The 15209-nt window shown below is 55.3% G+C and carries 19 protein-coding genes; all 19 read right to left on the bottom strand.

What is annotated here, in order from left to right:
• Window positions 1-3: 3 nt before the first annotated feature.
• The 19 genes from ldtA to OGX66_RS20735 all read right to left on the bottom strand — a co-directional run bounded on the left by ldtA (window position 4) and on the right by OGX66_RS20735 (window position 15202).
• Window positions 4-933: a L,D-transpeptidase gene (gene ldtA / locus OGX66_RS20825; RefSeq protein WP_032936776.1), complete on the bottom strand. Its 930-nt coding sequence runs from the start codon at window positions 931-933 to the stop codon at window positions 4-6.
• Window positions 934-1060: 127 nt separating this feature from the next.
• Complete coding sequence (gene cobT, locus OGX66_RS20820) at window positions 1061-2125, bottom strand: nicotinate-nucleotide--dimethylbenzimidazole phosphoribosyltransferase (RefSeq protein WP_103848419.1); 1065 nt, start codon at window positions 2123-2125, stop codon at window positions 1061-1063.
• A 24-nt stretch (window positions 2126-2149) separates the two neighbouring features.
• Window positions 2150-2893, bottom strand: coding sequence for an adenosylcobinamide-GDP ribazoletransferase (cobS, locus tag OGX66_RS20815; protein ID WP_003844226.1), 744 nt, complete (start codon window positions 2891-2893; stop codon window positions 2150-2152).
• The gene (cobU, locus tag OGX66_RS20810; RefSeq protein WP_003030294.1) at window positions 2890-3435 is read right to left on the bottom strand and encodes a bifunctional adenosylcobinamide kinase/adenosylcobinamide-phosphate guanylyltransferase; all 546 of its coding nucleotides are present in this window, start codon (window positions 3433-3435) and stop codon (window positions 2890-2892) included. Before cobU ends, cobS begins: the two co-directional genes overlap by 4 nt.
• A complete protein-coding gene (locus tag OGX66_RS20805; protein WP_003844229.1) occupies window positions 3432-4952 on the bottom strand; it encodes a cobyric acid synthase in 1521 nt (506 codons plus the stop codon). Before OGX66_RS20805 ends, cobU begins: the two co-directional genes overlap by 4 nt.
• Window positions 4949-5764: an energy-coupling factor ABC transporter ATP-binding protein gene (locus tag OGX66_RS20800; protein WP_003839037.1), complete on the bottom strand. Its 816-nt coding sequence runs from the start codon at window positions 5762-5764 to the stop codon at window positions 4949-4951. Before OGX66_RS20800 ends, OGX66_RS20805 begins: the two co-directional genes overlap by 4 nt.
• Before the next feature lie 8 nt (window positions 5765-5772).
• Complete coding sequence (locus OGX66_RS20795; RefSeq protein ID WP_003030290.1) at window positions 5773-6450, bottom strand: energy-coupling factor ABC transporter transmembrane protein; 678 nt, start codon at window positions 6448-6450, stop codon at window positions 5773-5775.
• Complete coding sequence (locus OGX66_RS20790; protein WP_087878939.1) at window positions 6437-6718, bottom strand: energy-coupling factor ABC transporter substrate-binding protein; 282 nt, start codon at window positions 6716-6718, stop codon at window positions 6437-6439. The genes OGX66_RS20795 and OGX66_RS20790 overlap by 14 nt, the downstream gene beginning before the upstream one ends.
• Before the next feature lie 2 nt (window positions 6719-6720).
• On the bottom strand, window positions 6721-7458 hold the full coding sequence (gene cbiM / locus OGX66_RS20785; RefSeq protein WP_003834098.1) for a cobalt ECF transporter S component CbiM: 738 nt from the start codon (window positions 7456-7458) through the stop codon (window positions 6721-6723).
• The gene (locus OGX66_RS20780) at window positions 7455-8168 is read right to left on the bottom strand and encodes a cobalt-factor II C(20)-methyltransferase (RefSeq protein ID WP_003839034.1); all 714 of its coding nucleotides are present in this window, start codon (window positions 8166-8168) and stop codon (window positions 7455-7457) included. The genes cbiM and OGX66_RS20780 overlap by 4 nt, the downstream gene beginning before the upstream one ends.
• On the bottom strand, window positions 8165-8959 hold the full coding sequence (gene cbiK / locus OGX66_RS20775; protein ID WP_003030283.1) for a sirohydrochlorin cobaltochelatase: 795 nt from the start codon (window positions 8957-8959) through the stop codon (window positions 8165-8167). Before cbiK ends, OGX66_RS20780 begins: the two co-directional genes overlap by 4 nt.
• Window positions 8960-8969: 10 nt before the next feature.
• On the bottom strand, window positions 8970-9755 hold the full coding sequence (locus OGX66_RS20770) for a cobalt-precorrin-6A reductase (protein WP_048217360.1): 786 nt from the start codon (window positions 9753-9755) through the stop codon (window positions 8970-8972).
• A complete protein-coding gene (locus tag OGX66_RS20765) occupies window positions 9752-10477 on the bottom strand; it encodes a precorrin-3B C(17)-methyltransferase (RefSeq protein ID WP_200054503.1) in 726 nt (241 codons plus the stop codon). Before OGX66_RS20765 ends, OGX66_RS20770 begins: the two co-directional genes overlap by 4 nt.
• Window positions 10477-11532, bottom strand: a complete 1056-nt coding sequence (gene cbiG / locus OGX66_RS20760; protein WP_003030276.1) for a cobalt-precorrin 5A hydrolase — start codon at window positions 11530-11532, stop codon at window positions 10477-10479. Before cbiG ends, OGX66_RS20765 begins: the two co-directional genes overlap by 1 nt.
• Window positions 11513-12286, bottom strand: coding sequence for a cobalt-precorrin-4 methyltransferase (locus OGX66_RS20755; protein ID WP_003030275.1), 774 nt, complete (start codon window positions 12284-12286; stop codon window positions 11513-11515). Before OGX66_RS20755 ends, cbiG begins: the two co-directional genes overlap by 20 nt.
• Complete coding sequence (locus OGX66_RS20750) at window positions 12279-12848, bottom strand: decarboxylating cobalt-precorrin-6B (C(15))-methyltransferase (protein WP_003030273.1); 570 nt, start codon at window positions 12846-12848, stop codon at window positions 12279-12281. Before OGX66_RS20750 ends, OGX66_RS20755 begins: the two co-directional genes overlap by 8 nt.
• Complete coding sequence (locus OGX66_RS20745; protein WP_016150568.1) at window positions 12838-13443, bottom strand: cobalt-precorrin-7 (C(5))-methyltransferase; 606 nt, start codon at window positions 13441-13443, stop codon at window positions 12838-12840. Before OGX66_RS20745 ends, OGX66_RS20750 begins: the two co-directional genes overlap by 11 nt.
• On the bottom strand, window positions 13437-14573 hold the full coding sequence (cbiD, locus tag OGX66_RS20740; RefSeq protein WP_003030269.1) for a cobalt-precorrin-5B (C(1))-methyltransferase CbiD: 1137 nt from the start codon (window positions 14571-14573) through the stop codon (window positions 13437-13439). The genes OGX66_RS20745 and cbiD overlap by 7 nt, the downstream gene beginning before the upstream one ends.
• Window positions 14570-15202 (bottom strand): cobalt-precorrin-8 methylmutase, encoded by a 633-nt coding sequence (locus OGX66_RS20735; protein WP_003030267.1) that lies wholly within the window; start codon window positions 15200-15202, stop codon window positions 14570-14572. Before OGX66_RS20735 ends, cbiD begins: the two co-directional genes overlap by 4 nt.
• Window positions 15203-15209: the final 7 nt, after the last annotated feature.

Here is a 15209-nt window from a genome sequence, read left to right as displayed (position 1 = left end):
AAATTAATAATGTTTCTGTACCAGGCTGATGTTCACCGGCATACCGGAACGTCTTTCCAGTGCCTGGTTCCCACGGCTCACATCCACGTCATTCCCGCTGATAAAGGTACGCAGAGCGGGAGTGACTGGCAAAGGTACCTTTCTGTCAGACTCGTATTCCGAACGATTTCGTGACAGCGGCTCATGTACTTCCACCCAGCGACTACCGTCCGGCTCTTCGCTGTATTTCACCGGTCGGTCAATTAATTGTACACGGGTCCCTACAGGCACCGTATCAAACAGGTACTTGATGTCGTCATTCCGCAAACGGATACACCCCTGGCTTACCCGCAGACCAATACCGAAATTGGCATTTGTCCCGTGAATGGCATAAAGCCTGCCGATATAAATTGCATACAGGCCCATCGGATTTTCTGGCCCGGCAGGAACAAATGCTGGCAAGCTTTCCCCGCGAGCGGCGTATTCGCGTCGGGTATTTGGCGTCGGTGTCCAGCTTGGTGCTTCCTGCTTACGCTCTACCGCCGTCACCCAGTTGCGCGGCGTTTCTCTACCCGCCTGACCAATGCCAATGGGTAAAACCTCAACCGTATTGCTGCCAGCAGGATAATAGTAAAGCCGCATCTCGGCGACGTTGATGACAATCCCCTCGCGTACGGTATCCGGTAATATCAGTTGCTGCGGCACAACCAGCGTTGAACCCGATTTAGGCAGAAAAACATCGACGCCCGGATTGGCTTCAAGCATATTGCTCAACCCCTGCCCGTACTGAGCGGCAAATGCCTCCAGCGGCTTGGTATTACCTGGTGGAATCGTAATAGTCAAAGGGCTACCCACCAGGCGACTGCCCTCTGGCGGCAGTGGATAACTTACCGCCTGCGCGCCCTGACTCGCAAGCAGCATAATGAGTGAACAAAGCAGTTTTACACGACGCATCTTTTTCCTTTCCTTCGTCGCAGCAGATATCCGTTAATTATAGCTTTTATTATCTGTTTTAGTGGGTTACGACATATTTGCGCATAAAAAAACCTCGCCAACAGGCGAGGTTCAGGTTGAGCGGTAACTACGCTTCCTTACCATCCGGAAGCACGATGTTACTGGCGGCTAACTGCCCCATATTGTTGTACATCGCACAAGCAGCCTCAACAATTGGCATCGCCAACGCGGCCCCACTGCCTTCGCCCAAACGCATCCCCATATTCAGATACGGATCCAATTCAAGATGCGCCAGCGCGGTACGGGCGCCCTTCTCAGCGGAGAAATGTGACGGGATTAGGTAGGGTTTAATTTGTGGTGCAATCTGGCAGGCCGCCAGCGCAGCAGAATAAGAAAGAAAACCATCCAGCACGACCGGCAGGCCGCAGGAGGCCGCCCCCAACATTACCCCTGCCATGCCGACAAGATCGAACCCACCAACTTTAGCCAGCACATCGACACCGTCATGGCGATCCGGCTGATTGACGGCAATTGCCCGACGCACAACGTCTACCTTATTCCCCACCCGAGAAAGAGGAAGGTTAGCGCCAATACCCACGACTTCCTCAGCATCACTGCCGGTAAGCACGCTAACAATGGCCGCCGCAGGTGTAGTATTTGCCATACCAAGCTCACCGACACCAAACAGCGTCACACCGTCTTTGGCCAGTTCATGGGTATAGCGAATGACTTCCAGCAACAGCTCCTCGGCCTGCGAACGGCTCATTGCCGGGCCTTCGGCTATATTGCCGCAGCCGCGTGCCACACGCATATTCACCACGCCGGGAATAGGTTCAGCATCAATCCCCACATCTATCACATGGACCTTCGCCCCCGCCTGAGCGGCGAGGACGCAGACGCCGGTCGTTCCACGCGTCATATTGGCAGCCTGTATAGCCGTGACAACTTTAGGTGAAACGGCAACCCCTTCATCCCACACGCCGTGATCGGCGCACATCACCAGCATCGCTTTGCCATTCACATGCGGCACACCCTTCAGGCCAGGCATCCCGGCCAATTGCACGGCGAGAGATTCGAGTCGCCCCAAGCTTCCCGGCGGCTTAAGCAAACCGTCGATATGCTGCTGCGCGCGCAGCATCGCGGCACTGTCAGGTAATGGGATCGCGCGGTGTAAAGAGGTTAAAGTCTGCATAAGGGTTCCAGTATGTGGGCTGACTCAGAGCAGAGCCAGCAAGAAAATCAACTCGCCAAGTTCAATGGCAGCGCCCAGCGTATCGCCGGTTTGCCCACCCAACGTGCGTTTTAATAACTGCCCAAGAATAAAAATCGCCACCATTGTGACAACCAGCGCTGCCACGCCGCGCATGCCGGGAAGCAGCACGGCGGCAAGGATCGCCGCCAATCCCAACGTAACGCAGGTTTGACGCCCGGTGACTTTACCAATAAAAACGTTGCCCAGCCCTTCTTCGCGGGCATAGCGATGCCGATACATCAGCAACACCGCCGTTCCTCGCCCGGCGACACATGCCGCCGCCAGCGCAGCCAGCATCGGCGTGCCACGCAAAGCCAGTTCGCTCACCACCAGCACCTTCGCCAGTAAAACGAAAATTAACGCCAGTCCACCGTGGGTTCCCAGACGACTGTCGCGCATGATTTCCAGCATCCGCTCGCGTCGACGCGCCGAAAATATGCCGTCACAGGTATCCGCCAGACCATCCAGATGAAATCCCCCGGTCAATAACGCCAGCGTCAGCACCGCAAAAAGGGCGGCCAACGGTATACCGCACCAGGTCTGGAGCGCCATGAAGACCAGCCCCGTCAACCCTCCCAACACGACGCCAATCAGGGGGAACATCACAATACCGCGGGAATAGTGCTCGAAATCCAGTCCTTGCGACCAGCGAGCAGGAACGGGCAAGCGACTGATAAAAGAGAGCATTGCCCAGAACAACTTACTCATTTAATTTTGACTCCAATTCCTGATACCACCAGCCAGACCTCATCAGCCGCCGCCGCCAGTCGCTGGTTCACGCGTCCTGCAATATCACGAAAATGCCGCGCCAGACGGTTCTCCGGCACAATCCCCATTCCCACTTCGTTAGTGACCAACACGATCTTTGCCGGGCAGCGCTGACAGGCTGCAATCAGCGAACGGATTTCACCTTCGATAGACTGCTCCATCGCCGCGTAATCCCAGCTATCCGGATCGCTGTCACCGCCCAGAGCAAACAGCAGGTTGGTCACCATCGTAGTGATGCATTCAAGCAGAATGGCTTCCTGAGGATCGTTCGCTGCCGTGATCAGTTCATCAAGATGTTGCCAACGTTCGGCTGTACGCCAGTGCGCAGGACGTCCATCGCGATGATGCTGAATTCGCGCAGCCATCTCCTCATCAAAAATCTGCGAAGTCGCAATATACAAAACGTTTGGGGAATCAGCGATCAGCGCTTCCGCATGCCGACTCTTACCGCTTCGCGCGCCGCCAGTAACCAGAATCATCATACTGGCTCCCGGTGTTGCTGCATGATGGTATAAATTTTCTCAATATCGATGTGTTGCCGCATCGCATCCGCCAGCAGATCAAACTGCTGCGATTTATATTGCGCGTAATGGAAGGTGGAATCCAGCGGAGCTAACCCTTTACGTTCTCGCAGGCCATTGACCAACGCACGGGTGAAATCATCGCTGTCGAAAAGACCGTGAAGATAGGTGCCGAACGCCAGACCATCCGCAGTGACCGCGCCGTCAACCACGTTGCCGCCGTCTTTGTGCAACGTCATCACCGACTGACATTCATCGGTTAATGCTGTTTCGCCCATATGAATTTCATAACCGCGAACGGATAGCCCCGCCGTGCCCGCCAGCCAGTCAGGCAGCGATGAGGACATTTGCCCCTCAACCAGGGTCGTGGTTTTGTGCTGGGCAAAATGGGTTACGGTATTGAGCAAGCCCAGCCCCGGCAGCGTACCGAGTCCTGACTCCACTTCATCAATGATGGTATCGCCGAGCATTTGATAACCGCCGCAAATCCCCACCACCGGTACGTTATTACGATGCAATTGCACGACGCCATGCGCCATCCCGCTTTCACGCAGCCACACCAGATCGCCAAGGGTATTTTTGCTGCCGGGCAAAATCACCAGATCGGCCCCCGCCAGCTCTTCAGGCTGGCGAACATAGCGCACACGCACATCCGGCTGCGCAGCAAGCGCATTGAAATCCGTAAAGTTAGAAATGTGCGGTATTTGCACAACGGCGATGTCGATGTCGCGTTTATCAGTGCGCAAATACTTGCCCTTTTGCAGCGCAACGCCATCTTCATCTTCCAGATCAACATCCAGCCATGGCATCACGCCCAGCACCGGAACACCGGTCAGCGCTTCAATTTGCTCGATACCGGAGTGCAGCAGCGTCACATCACCGCGAAACTTATTGATGATCACCCCTTTTACGCGTGCGCGTTCGTGATCGTGCAACAGCGCCAGCGTGCCGTAAATGGAGGCGAATACCCCACCACGATCGATATCCGCCACCAAAACGACAGGGCACTGCGCCATTTCTGCCATGCCCATATTGACGATATCGCGATCGCGCAGGTTAATCTCTGCCGGGCTCCCCGCACCTTCCAGCACCAGCACATCGAACTCCTGCGCCAGGCTGTTATAAACTGACAGGATCTGTTCCCGCAGACGTGGTTTGTACTCGTGGTAACTCACCGCGTCCATATCCGTCGCTACTTTGCCCATCAGCACTACCTGCGCTTTGCGATCGCTGGTCGGTTTAAGCAGAACCGGGTTCATACGCACATCTGGCGTAATACCTGCGGCTTCAGCCTGAAAAATTTGCGCGCGGCCCATTTCTTTTCCCTCTGGCGTAATGCCAGAGTTCAGCGCCATGTTCTGCGATTTGAACGGTGCGGTATGCAGTCCATCCTGATAAAAAATACGACACAGCCCGGCGACCAATACGCTTTTACCCACATCAGATGCCGTTCCCTGCAACATTATTGCCTGCGTCATGACGCCTCCTTCAGTGCGTTCTCTCGCATACAGCTAAAAAATTCAGCCTCTGTTTTACACAGCGGGAAGCCCAACTCGGTATGCAGCTTCACCAGCCAGGGCTGAGTTAATCCCGCTTGTTCAATAAGATCCGTACGGGCGAAAACGTCACCTGGCGTGCCGTGCGTGAGTACTTCGCCCCGGCGTAAAACGTACACCGCATCGCTGACTTCATAGATAAGATCGATATCATGGCTTGAAATTACGACATGGTTTCCTTGCGCTACGATGCGTTTGATAATCTCAATCATCTGCGTGCGGCCTGACGGGTCGAGGCCCGCAGTAGGTTCATCCAGCAGCAGATACTGCGCCTGCAACACCAACGCCCCGGCTATCGCTACGCGTTTTTTTTGCCCATGGCTTAAACACTGAATGGGCTGATGGCGAAAATGCTGGGCGTCGACCAGCGTAAGCGCATCTTCCACGCGTCGGGCGATTTCAGCCTCATCCACCCCGAGATTGCGCAGGCTAAAGGCGATATCGCTGTCGATATCGGTATAAAAAATTTGCTGATCGGGGTCCTGAAATACCGTTGCCACCTGTTGACGCAGCGCCAGCAGGCCGCGTTTACTGTAATCCAGCGGTTTGCCCTGCCACATCACCGCGCCTTGCTGTGGGCGCAATAAGCCACTCAGGTTCATAAACAGCGTGGATTTCCCGCAACCATTAGCGCCTACCAACCCGGTGACGGCATGCGTAGAAAAATCCAGCGTTAGCCCTTTGAGGATCGGGTCATCCTGATAGCGAAACCAAAGCGCTGAGGTGGCAAGCATACTTTTCCTTACAGGTGAAAATCACCCTGATAAAGTTTGATATCCAGTGTGGTGGTCATTTGCTGGTAGCGGATCAACACGCGAGTGAACAGCAATCCCACCAGCATTGCCAGAGAGCGGTAGCCCAACGGCAAGCTACGATAACCAAAACGCAGCGTTTGTGCGCGGTGAATAGCCAGCGCCTCGTCTAACAGAATAAAAATAAACCGCCAGGTCAGCAGGATCTGCTCAGTTAGCAGGCGAGGAACGTGCGCGCGTTTGAGTAGGATAATTAATTGCGGAAACGGCAGATTCAGTACCAGCCAGAAGGTTGCCGCCAGCGCTGCAAGGCTGCGCCAGAATGTTTCATTCGCTGTCACCAGACCTGGTGCGCTGATCCCCAACCAGTAACTTCCCACAGGTATGCTGGCCAACAGCGTCTGTGGATCGCGGCTGATGCTAAACAGGATGGTCACTACGCCAACCGCCAGAAAACCAAACGGTAATGCCATCCAACGGCACCAGCGCCAGAAGGAAATACGCAGCAGCCAGCAGCTCAGCGCGGCAATCAATAACAGCTCAATACCCTGCCCCAACGGGGGCAGAGTAAACGCCAGAATCATCATCACCAGCCAGAGCAGAAATTTCCGCACTGGCGAGACATGAACCCAACGGCTTTGATAGCTAAGCCTGTCAAGTCCGGTCATCACGGCGTTGCCTGCCCTTGGTATAACCCAGAATATAGAAAATCACGGCTGCGCCCAGCGATCCCTGAAGTGTAAACAGCAGACTTTCAATTTCACCGCTTGCCGGTTCATACAGCGGCTGGAACCAGGGTTCATAATGCGGGGCAATAGCCTGAATCTGACTCTCCGCCTCACCGTCTGAACCGCCGTACTCTCCACCGTGGTTGATAAAGAACGGCAGGATCACCAGCGCCACTACCATGCCCAATATAATCAGCGTCTTTTTCATCGTTAATGTCCTTGTGCGGTTATTAACTGGCGTTTGGTTAGCTGATCGTAAATCAGCACGGTGAGTAACCCTTCCGCAATCGCGATTGGGATCTGCGTCAGACAGAAAATCCCCATGAACTTAATGATTGAACCGGTAGCGCCAGCAGAGGGATCCGGGAACGCCACGCCCAGCTGTACCGACGTCACGAAATAGGTGACGAGATCCGCCAGCATCGCGCACAAGAAGACGCAAACATCACGACGCAGCCCTGCACGGCAGGCCATTTTCCACACCATGTAACCCACTACCGGGCCAATTACCGCCATCGACATGCCGTTCGCGCCAAGCGTCGTTAAACCACCGTGTGCCAGCAGCAGTGCCTGGAACAGCAGAACGATCGCCCCGAGGATGGCCACTACGCCAGGTCCAAACAGGATAACTGCCAGGCCTACGCCGGTAGGGTGTGAACAACTTCCGGTAACGGAAGGAATTTTCAGCGCCGACAGCACAAAAATAAAGGCGCCGCACAGTGCCAGTAAAACTTTCTGGTGGTTATCTTCCTGCACGATTTGGCGCAAGCGCACCAGACCGTACCACAGGCAGGGTAAAAACAGCAGCCACCATGCCAGCGCCCACATCGGCGGCAAGAAGCCTTCCATAATGTGCATGGCGAACGCTTGCTCAGGAACAATCATCAGTAATAGCGCCGCAGCCAACCCGCTGAAAGACAGCTGTTTTAGCTGTTGTTCAAGCTTCATTGTGCATACTCCCACTGTTTGTTGACCAGAATGGTCGAGAAATAAGGCAGCGGCTGATCGTCGCTCACCTCATCGAGATGACGCCAGCACTGTTCACCTGGCAGCGTGGCTTCAGACATCATTAATGCGCAGCCCAACAAACCTTCTTGTTGCAGCAGCGCTTTGATACGCGCAAAACGACCGTACACTTTCATCAACACCAGGCTGTCATGCTGCTTTAACGCCTGCTGAATTTCAGCTTCCGGCGCGGTACAGGAGACCACTGCCAGCGATTGTTGCTCCATGGCGAGCGGGGTTTTCGAACGCGCGGCAATCGCAGCGAAAGAAGTCACGCCCGGGACGATTTCTAACCAGTCAGGCGAACCAATGCGCTGCAGTAAAAAGACCCAGGTACTGAACAGCATGGCGTCGCCGAGCGTAATAAAACCTACTTTTTTTCCAGCTTCGACTTCCTGAACCAGCGCGGTTGCAACCTCATCCCAGACGGCCTCTTTTTCCGCGCTGTCGGCACTCATGGGAAAATGGCAGCAGCGGACCTCGGTCTGCTCGCCGATATACTCCCGTACAATCGACAGCGCCAGGCTATCGCCGCCTTTACGCCCGGCAGGCGCATAGAGAATATCCAGCATGCCCAGCGTACGTGCAGCACGTACGGTGATCAGATCGGAAGCGCCAGGTCCGGTGCTTAATGCGTACAGTTTCCCGCTCATGCTGCTTCCTCCAGCGCCACATTAAGCGCCTGCTGTAAATGTGCCACGAACATGGCGCGAACCGCCGGATTCTCACCCAGTCCACTGAGCCATGGCGTAGCCTTTATCCCGGCCGCATTGAACAATGTTTTCCACGAATCATCTTCGTCAGAGGCCATATCATTGATGGCATGGTCACCAGCAACTAACATCAGCGGCATCAGATGCACCGCCGTCACCCCTTCCTGAGATAAACTTTCAATCAGCACATCTACTTCCGGATAGCTTTCCACCGCCCCAACCCGCGCCGGAAAGCGCTGCGCCGTCATCATATGGTCGAGACAGGCATAGGCGGCAAAGGCATGATGGCTGGCGCCGTGTCCCATAAACACCACTTTTTCATTTTCTCTAAGCGTCGGCATTTGCTGTTGCAGCGCCAGCATCAGCTGGGCGTAATCTTCATGGCTGCTCAGTAGCGGTACACCCAACGTCAGGCGTGAAAACAGCGGACGCATACTTTGCACTTCGCGGACAATTTTTTCGTATTCGTCGCCATTGATAATGTGCAGCGACTGAATAGCCACATCCTGATACCCCTGCTCCGCCAGTTTTTGCAGCGCCTGCAGCGGTGTGTCGATTTCAATGCCGTCACGCTGCTTGAGCTTGCGGATAATCATCCCGGAGGTAAACGCCCGGAACAGGTCGCGATCAGGGCAACTGGCTGCGAGATCGCGCTCACAGGCCACAATATTTTTTTCACAGGTGTCGTGATAGCTGGTGCCAAAGCTGACCACCAGAAGCGCCTTTTTCATCTCTAACTCCTTAAGCCGCGGCCAGCCAGCGCGTTAAACGCGCCGCAAAGGCGGCCTGACTTTCCAGTAACTCGTCTCCCGTCACCAACGGTGCCGGACGTGTAATCACGATGCAGGGGATACCGGCATCCAGACAGGGTTGAACTTTTTCCTGATAACCACCTTCAGCGCCTGAAGCCTTAGTGATCACCACATCAGCCTGACACTGGCGATAAAACGCGGCGTTGAACTCGGCGCTAAACGGCCCACACAGTGCGAAGATTTCACCGACGCCAAATCCCAGATCCGCGCATTGCTGAATGACCTCAGGAACAGGCAGAACACGCGCCAGCAGCGTTTTTTCAGGCAACCCTTCGCGCCAGGTGGCCAGATCTTTACTACCGGTCGTCAGCAGCACGCGATCGCCGAAGCGTCGCGCCACCTCACAGGCTTGCGGAATACTTTGTACGGTATAAAGCTGCGGGTGAGTTAATCCGCTCAACTGCTCAGGGCGCTGGTAGCGGCTCAGCAGTACGCCCGCCGCTTCGCAGGCATTCATAATGTTGCGACTCACCACCTCGGCGTACGGATGCGAGGCATCGATCACCCAGCGCGTCTGATTTTCCTGCAGCCAGGCAATCATTTGCTCGCGTTCCAGACGCCCGCAGCGCACCTGGCCTTTGATGTCTCCCGCCAGCTGCTTTCCCGTCGGGGTCGCAACGGACAGGGTGTAGGCCACGTTTGCTGCATCCAGTTGCTGGCACAGCATGCGCGCGTCGCTGGTGCCGCCCATGACCAGCACATCACCATAATTCACAGCACATAACCTCGTGGCGTGATCATCAGGCCGTCCTGAACATAGGTTGTTTTATTGCCCACGATCACAAGACTGGTCATATCAACCGGCTCAAAGTCCATTTCACCCAGCGTGGTCAGCCATTTTTCCTGCTTTTTACGTCCGGCTGACTTCACAATACCAACCGGCGTTTGTGCGCTCTTGCTGGCAGATAACAGCTCAAATGCGCGCGCCAGATGTCCTTCGCGACCCCGACTGCGTGGGTTGTAGAAACAGATAACAAAATCGGCCTCACCGGCGGCAACGATGCGTTTTTCGATAACCGGCCACGGCGTTAACAGATCGCTTAAGCTGATGTGGCAGAAATCGTGCATCAACGGCGCACCCAGCAAAGAGGCGGCGGCAATGCTGGCGGTCATCCCTGGGATTAGCCTGACCCCAACGTCCAGCTTTTGCTTGCTGACCAGTTCGAGCACCAGCCCGGCCATACCGTAAATCCCCGCGTCACCGCTGCTGATCAGCGCCACGTTGTGCCCCGCCTGCGCCAGTTCGATCGCCGCCTGACAGCGTTCAATCTCTTTGCACATCCCGGTTTTGATCACCTGCTTGTCGCCAGTGAACGCTTTTACCAGATGGGTGTAGGTTTTATAGCCCACGATGATTTCCGCTGCCTGCAGTGCTTCAACGGCTTCCATGGTCATCATTGCCTGCGAGCCAGGGCCAATTCCAATTACGCTTAACATCAGTGTGAAACTCCCAAAGTGATAGTGACGCCCTGTTCTCGCAGGGTCTCGCCTAACAGTTGTCCGTGGCTCAACAGCCAGGCTGCAGGACCAGAAACGCTTCCTGTACCCACCGTTTTGCGAACAAACGATGAGGCCGGAAAACGGTGCTCATGCTCACGCAGCGCGTCAGCAGTAAAGGTTTCGAAAGGAACGCGGCAGCATGAAGCCAGTTGGATAAGTCCCTGTTCATCTTTTTTCAGCGTGATGCTGCCAATCGCTTTTAGCGCCAGCGGATCGAGCTGTTGGGCTTCGAGTTGGCGGGCAAGCAGCGCAGCCAGCAGCGGGAACGGCGTATCACGGCGACAACCAATTCCGGCCACAACCCGCTGCGGCACCAGCTTCCAGTGCGGAACAGGCAGCTCAGGTAAATTGGTGCGTAAGGTGATGCACACCAAAGCATCCAGTTCAGGGAGTTGGTTGAGATCGGTGACCGTAATAAATCCGCGCCGGTCGCAATGGCTGACATCCTGCGTCAGTTCGTCATCCCACCACAGCCCAACCCGCTTATTGCTGACCAACATCTGATTGACGATCTTCACCGCCGAACGGAAATCACTCATTCGGGCATTCAGTTGAAATGCCAGCGTATCCAGTGCCGCCATATCGTTCACATCCGTCGCGGTGGTGATAACCGGGTCGGCACCCAACATGCCCGCCAGATAACGAGCCAACGCATTAGCACCGCCCGCATGACCGGAGAGCAGGCTGATGACATGCTGGGCACGTTCATCAATGACCACCACCGCCGGATCGCAAAACTTGTCGTTGACCAGCGGGGCCAGTACGCGCACCGCAATGCCGGTCGCCCCGATAAAAATCAGCGCCGAATAATTCGTAAACGCTTCGCGAGCGGTATTCGCAAAGCCGTTTTCGAAGGGAATAAACCCCTCCTCCAGCAGCTTTTCACTGGTAAAACAGGTAACCGGCAGCATAGCTGCCAGACGTTTCGCCAGCACAACGCCGCCAGGAGTCAGGCAAAAAAGCGCAATTGACTCAGGCTTTACGGTATTCATGGCTAAAGTCCGCCGCATAGAGTTTGGAGTAGTGATACTCCGAGCCCAGGAAATTACCGACCAGAATAAGGGCCGTTTTACGGATGCCAGCATCGCGAACCTTGTCGCCAATATCCGCCAGGGTCCCGCGCACGGTCTGGCTTTCCGGCCAGGTCGCTTTATAGATCACCGCTACGGGCGTGGTCGCCGGATAGCCGCCTTCAATCAGACGCTCAGCCACCCGATGAATACGCTGGACGGAAAGATATATCGCCATTGATGTCTGGTGGCTGGCAAAAGACTCCAGCTGTTCACGCTCTGGTACCGGGGTGCGGCCTTCCAGGCGCGTAATGATCAGGCTCTGTGACACTTCGGGCACGGTATACTCAACACCCAGCTCCGCCGCCGCGCCGAGGAACGCGCTGACGCCGGGCACCACCTGCCAGTCAATCCCGCGTTTGGTCAGCTCCTCGCCCTGCTCGCGCACGGAACCATACAACGAGACATCGCCGGTTTGCAGACGCACAACGGTCTTACCCGCTTTCACTCCGGCTTCCATCAGATCAAGGATCTGCTCCAGATGCAGTTCGGCACTGTCGTGACATTCAGCACCAGCAGGGCAATACTCCAGCAGTTCGGTGTTAATCAGCGATCCGGCGTAGATAACAACCTGCGCCTGTTGCAGCAACCGGTAACCTTTGAGGGTAATCAGCTCGCGATCGCCAGGACCTGCGCCAACAAACCACACGCTACGGGGATCAAAAATCTCAGACATGGTTTCCTTCCTTCTGACAGGCGATAACAAATACGGGGTTATTCGGTTTAAAATAGTGACCACTGCCAAGCGCGGTAAGCGAGGAAACCTGTAGCTGCAGGCAATCCACTCCCTGTACGCCAAGATGGTCCAGATGTGTTAGCGCGGTGTTGAGGTTTTCCTGGAGGATAAATGTCATCACCAAACGCCCTGCGGGATGCAATTGACGCATCGACCAGTCAATCAGGTCGGTCAGATGACCACCGCTGCCGCCCATAAAAATGGCATCGGCTTTTTCCGCGATGGTCATGGGAGCAACGCCGGGAAAAATATCGATATTTGCGCAGGCAAAATGCTGGCGGTTTTCATCCAACAACCTGAGCGCCGCCGGGTTACGTTCGATGGCCGTTACACGTAATCCGGGATATTGCAACGCCGCCTCTATCGACACGCTGCCGGTTCCGGCGCCTATATCAATCAGGTGACTGGCGCGGTGTAATTCAAGTTTTGAGAGGGCAAGTGCGCGTACCGCTTCTTTGGTCATCGGCACTTTCTCTCCACGCAGAAACAGCTCATCTTTCATCGAGGATCACCACTGCATTCATGTCATAGTCGGCGTTAACTTCACGCACAGGCAGGAAATGGATCTTTTCGTTTTCCATCGCCAGGTTTTCGCCAATCACCATCCAGCGATGCCCCTTGCCTCGGGCAATGAGCTGCTGCGCGATTTCACGCGGGCCACACAGCGCATCAGTCACCATCGCTACCTTGTTATGTCGCGCCAGCTCATCAAAACAGACGCTGCGGCCATGGCTACTGGTCAGCCACATATCGTTCATATCAATACCGGACTGCGCACACAGGTACTGCACCGCACTAATGCCGGGAATAATCCGCACATTCTCAATACCAAAATGCGCCACCATGCGCGTCCCGATGCCGTAAAACAGCGGATCGCCAGATGCCAGTACCACAACATGCTTCTCCTGGTGCGCGCTAATCCAGCTCAGGAGTTCCGGGATATTGGCGCCAAGAGCAAACTGTTCACCGGCAAAATCCGTGAATTGCTGCAAATGCCGCTTTCCACCGACCAGAACATCCGCCGCCGCGACCGCTTCACGTGCCGCAGGCGTCATCAAATGCAAACCGGCGGGGCCCATCCCTACAACGGTTAACATTGCATCTCCTCAGCAATTTCTGCGACCGGACGATTACTGCCAAGAACCTGATTATCAAAGGAAAACATGATGGCATCGCAGGTCGGCGGATTTTTGGTAAAGCGCAATGTTTGCAGAACACGCATACAAATGCGCTGAGCCAGATGGTCATAAATGTGCTGGAAACCGTATGCGTCGATATGTTCCATCGCCGCTTCGGTGGTATCGCACTCGCTGACCAGCGTCAGCAGCTCCAGCGGTGCGCCAAGTAATGCGAGGTGGGCCACCAGCGTTTCCATGCGGGCATCGGCAATATGGCTATGGGTATGGAAGATCCCCGCCGCGATTTTGACGAGCTTACCGGGATGTCCCACCAGCACAATTTGCCGGAATCCAAGACGTACGGCTTCTTCAATCATGTAGCCGACAAAGTTGCTCATGGTGACCACAACCTGGGTGTCGATACCCATCTGCTCGCGCACAAAACGCTCGCCGTGGTTTCCCGGCACCAGTACGACACGCTCCAGCCCAGCCGCCCGCTTAATTTCCAGCTCCAGCGACAGAGAACGTTTCCAGCTCTCTTCCGACATCGGCGTGACAATACCCGTGGTGCCGATAATCGAAATGCCGCCCAGAATGCCAAGGCGGGAGTTGTAGGTTTTTTGCGCCCGTTCTTCACCTTCTGGCGCGAAGATTTCAATCTGCGCCCCACGATTTGGGCCAATCGCTTCGCGGACGGCAGATTCAATGGTCTGGCGAGGTGTACGGTTAATCGCCGAACTACCGACCGGTAGGCCAATCCCTTTGCGGGTTACCGTACCAACCCCTTCACCGCCCTGTAAGGCAATCACGCCACTATCGTCTAACGTCACGCGCGCAAAAATCAGCATCCCATGTGTGGCGTCCACATCATCACCACCGTCTTTGCGGATGGCGGCTATCGCCTGCTGCCCTTCGATATGTGGCGACTCAACGTTCAGGCACAACGTCACCCCGGAAGGCGTGACGATGGAAACCTGATGGATGAGGTGTTGGCGCAATACCATCAACGCTGCCACTTTTGCCGCCGCCGTGGCGCACGATCCCGTGGTATATCCTTTACGCAGCGCTTTACCGTTGTGCCACACCGGCGTATCGAAGGCCTCGCTCATCGCGCCCCCTGCATGTGATAAAGCATGGCGTTGACGATAGCGGCAGCGACATTACTCCCCCCTTTACGGCCTAACGCGGCAATGGCGGGCAACTTGCTTTGGGTCAAGGCATCTTTCGACTCTTCTGCACCAACGAACCCGACCGGTACGCCAACCACACCGCTGACAGCGACATCATGCTCAAGCAGGCGAAACAGCGCTGTCGGCGCGTTGCCAAAGACAAACAGCTTTTCCCCCTCTTCCTTCACCGCAATGTCGACAGCAGCCATGGACCGGGTAATACCCTGCTCTTTTGCCGTACGCACAACCCTCGGGTCACTGATGTAACAGCGGCATTCACCGCCGAATTTTGCCAGCAGCGTTTTATTGATCCCGGAAAGCGCCATCGTGGTGTCGGTATAAATCACGCTCGAACGGCTAAGCGCCGCACAAAACTGCTCCAGCACATCACTGGAAAACCACAGAATGTCCAGCCAGTCGAAATCTGCCGTCGTGTGAATGACCCGCTTGATAATGGCTTCATGTAACGGACTGGCAAACTGATAGTCCGGACGGGTTTCACGGATGATCTCGCCAATAATGTCGAAACTTTTGGCTTCAATCGCCTGGGGTTGCTGGATATATTGCATTATGTTG

The sequence above is a fragment of the Citrobacter sp. Cf072 genome (assembly GCF_030334485.1).
Lineage (GTDB): Bacteria > Pseudomonadota > Gammaproteobacteria > Enterobacterales > Enterobacteriaceae > Citrobacter > Citrobacter freundii.
Note: the sequence above shows the minus strand (reverse complement) of the source record. Positions and strands in the feature narration are given on the sequence as shown.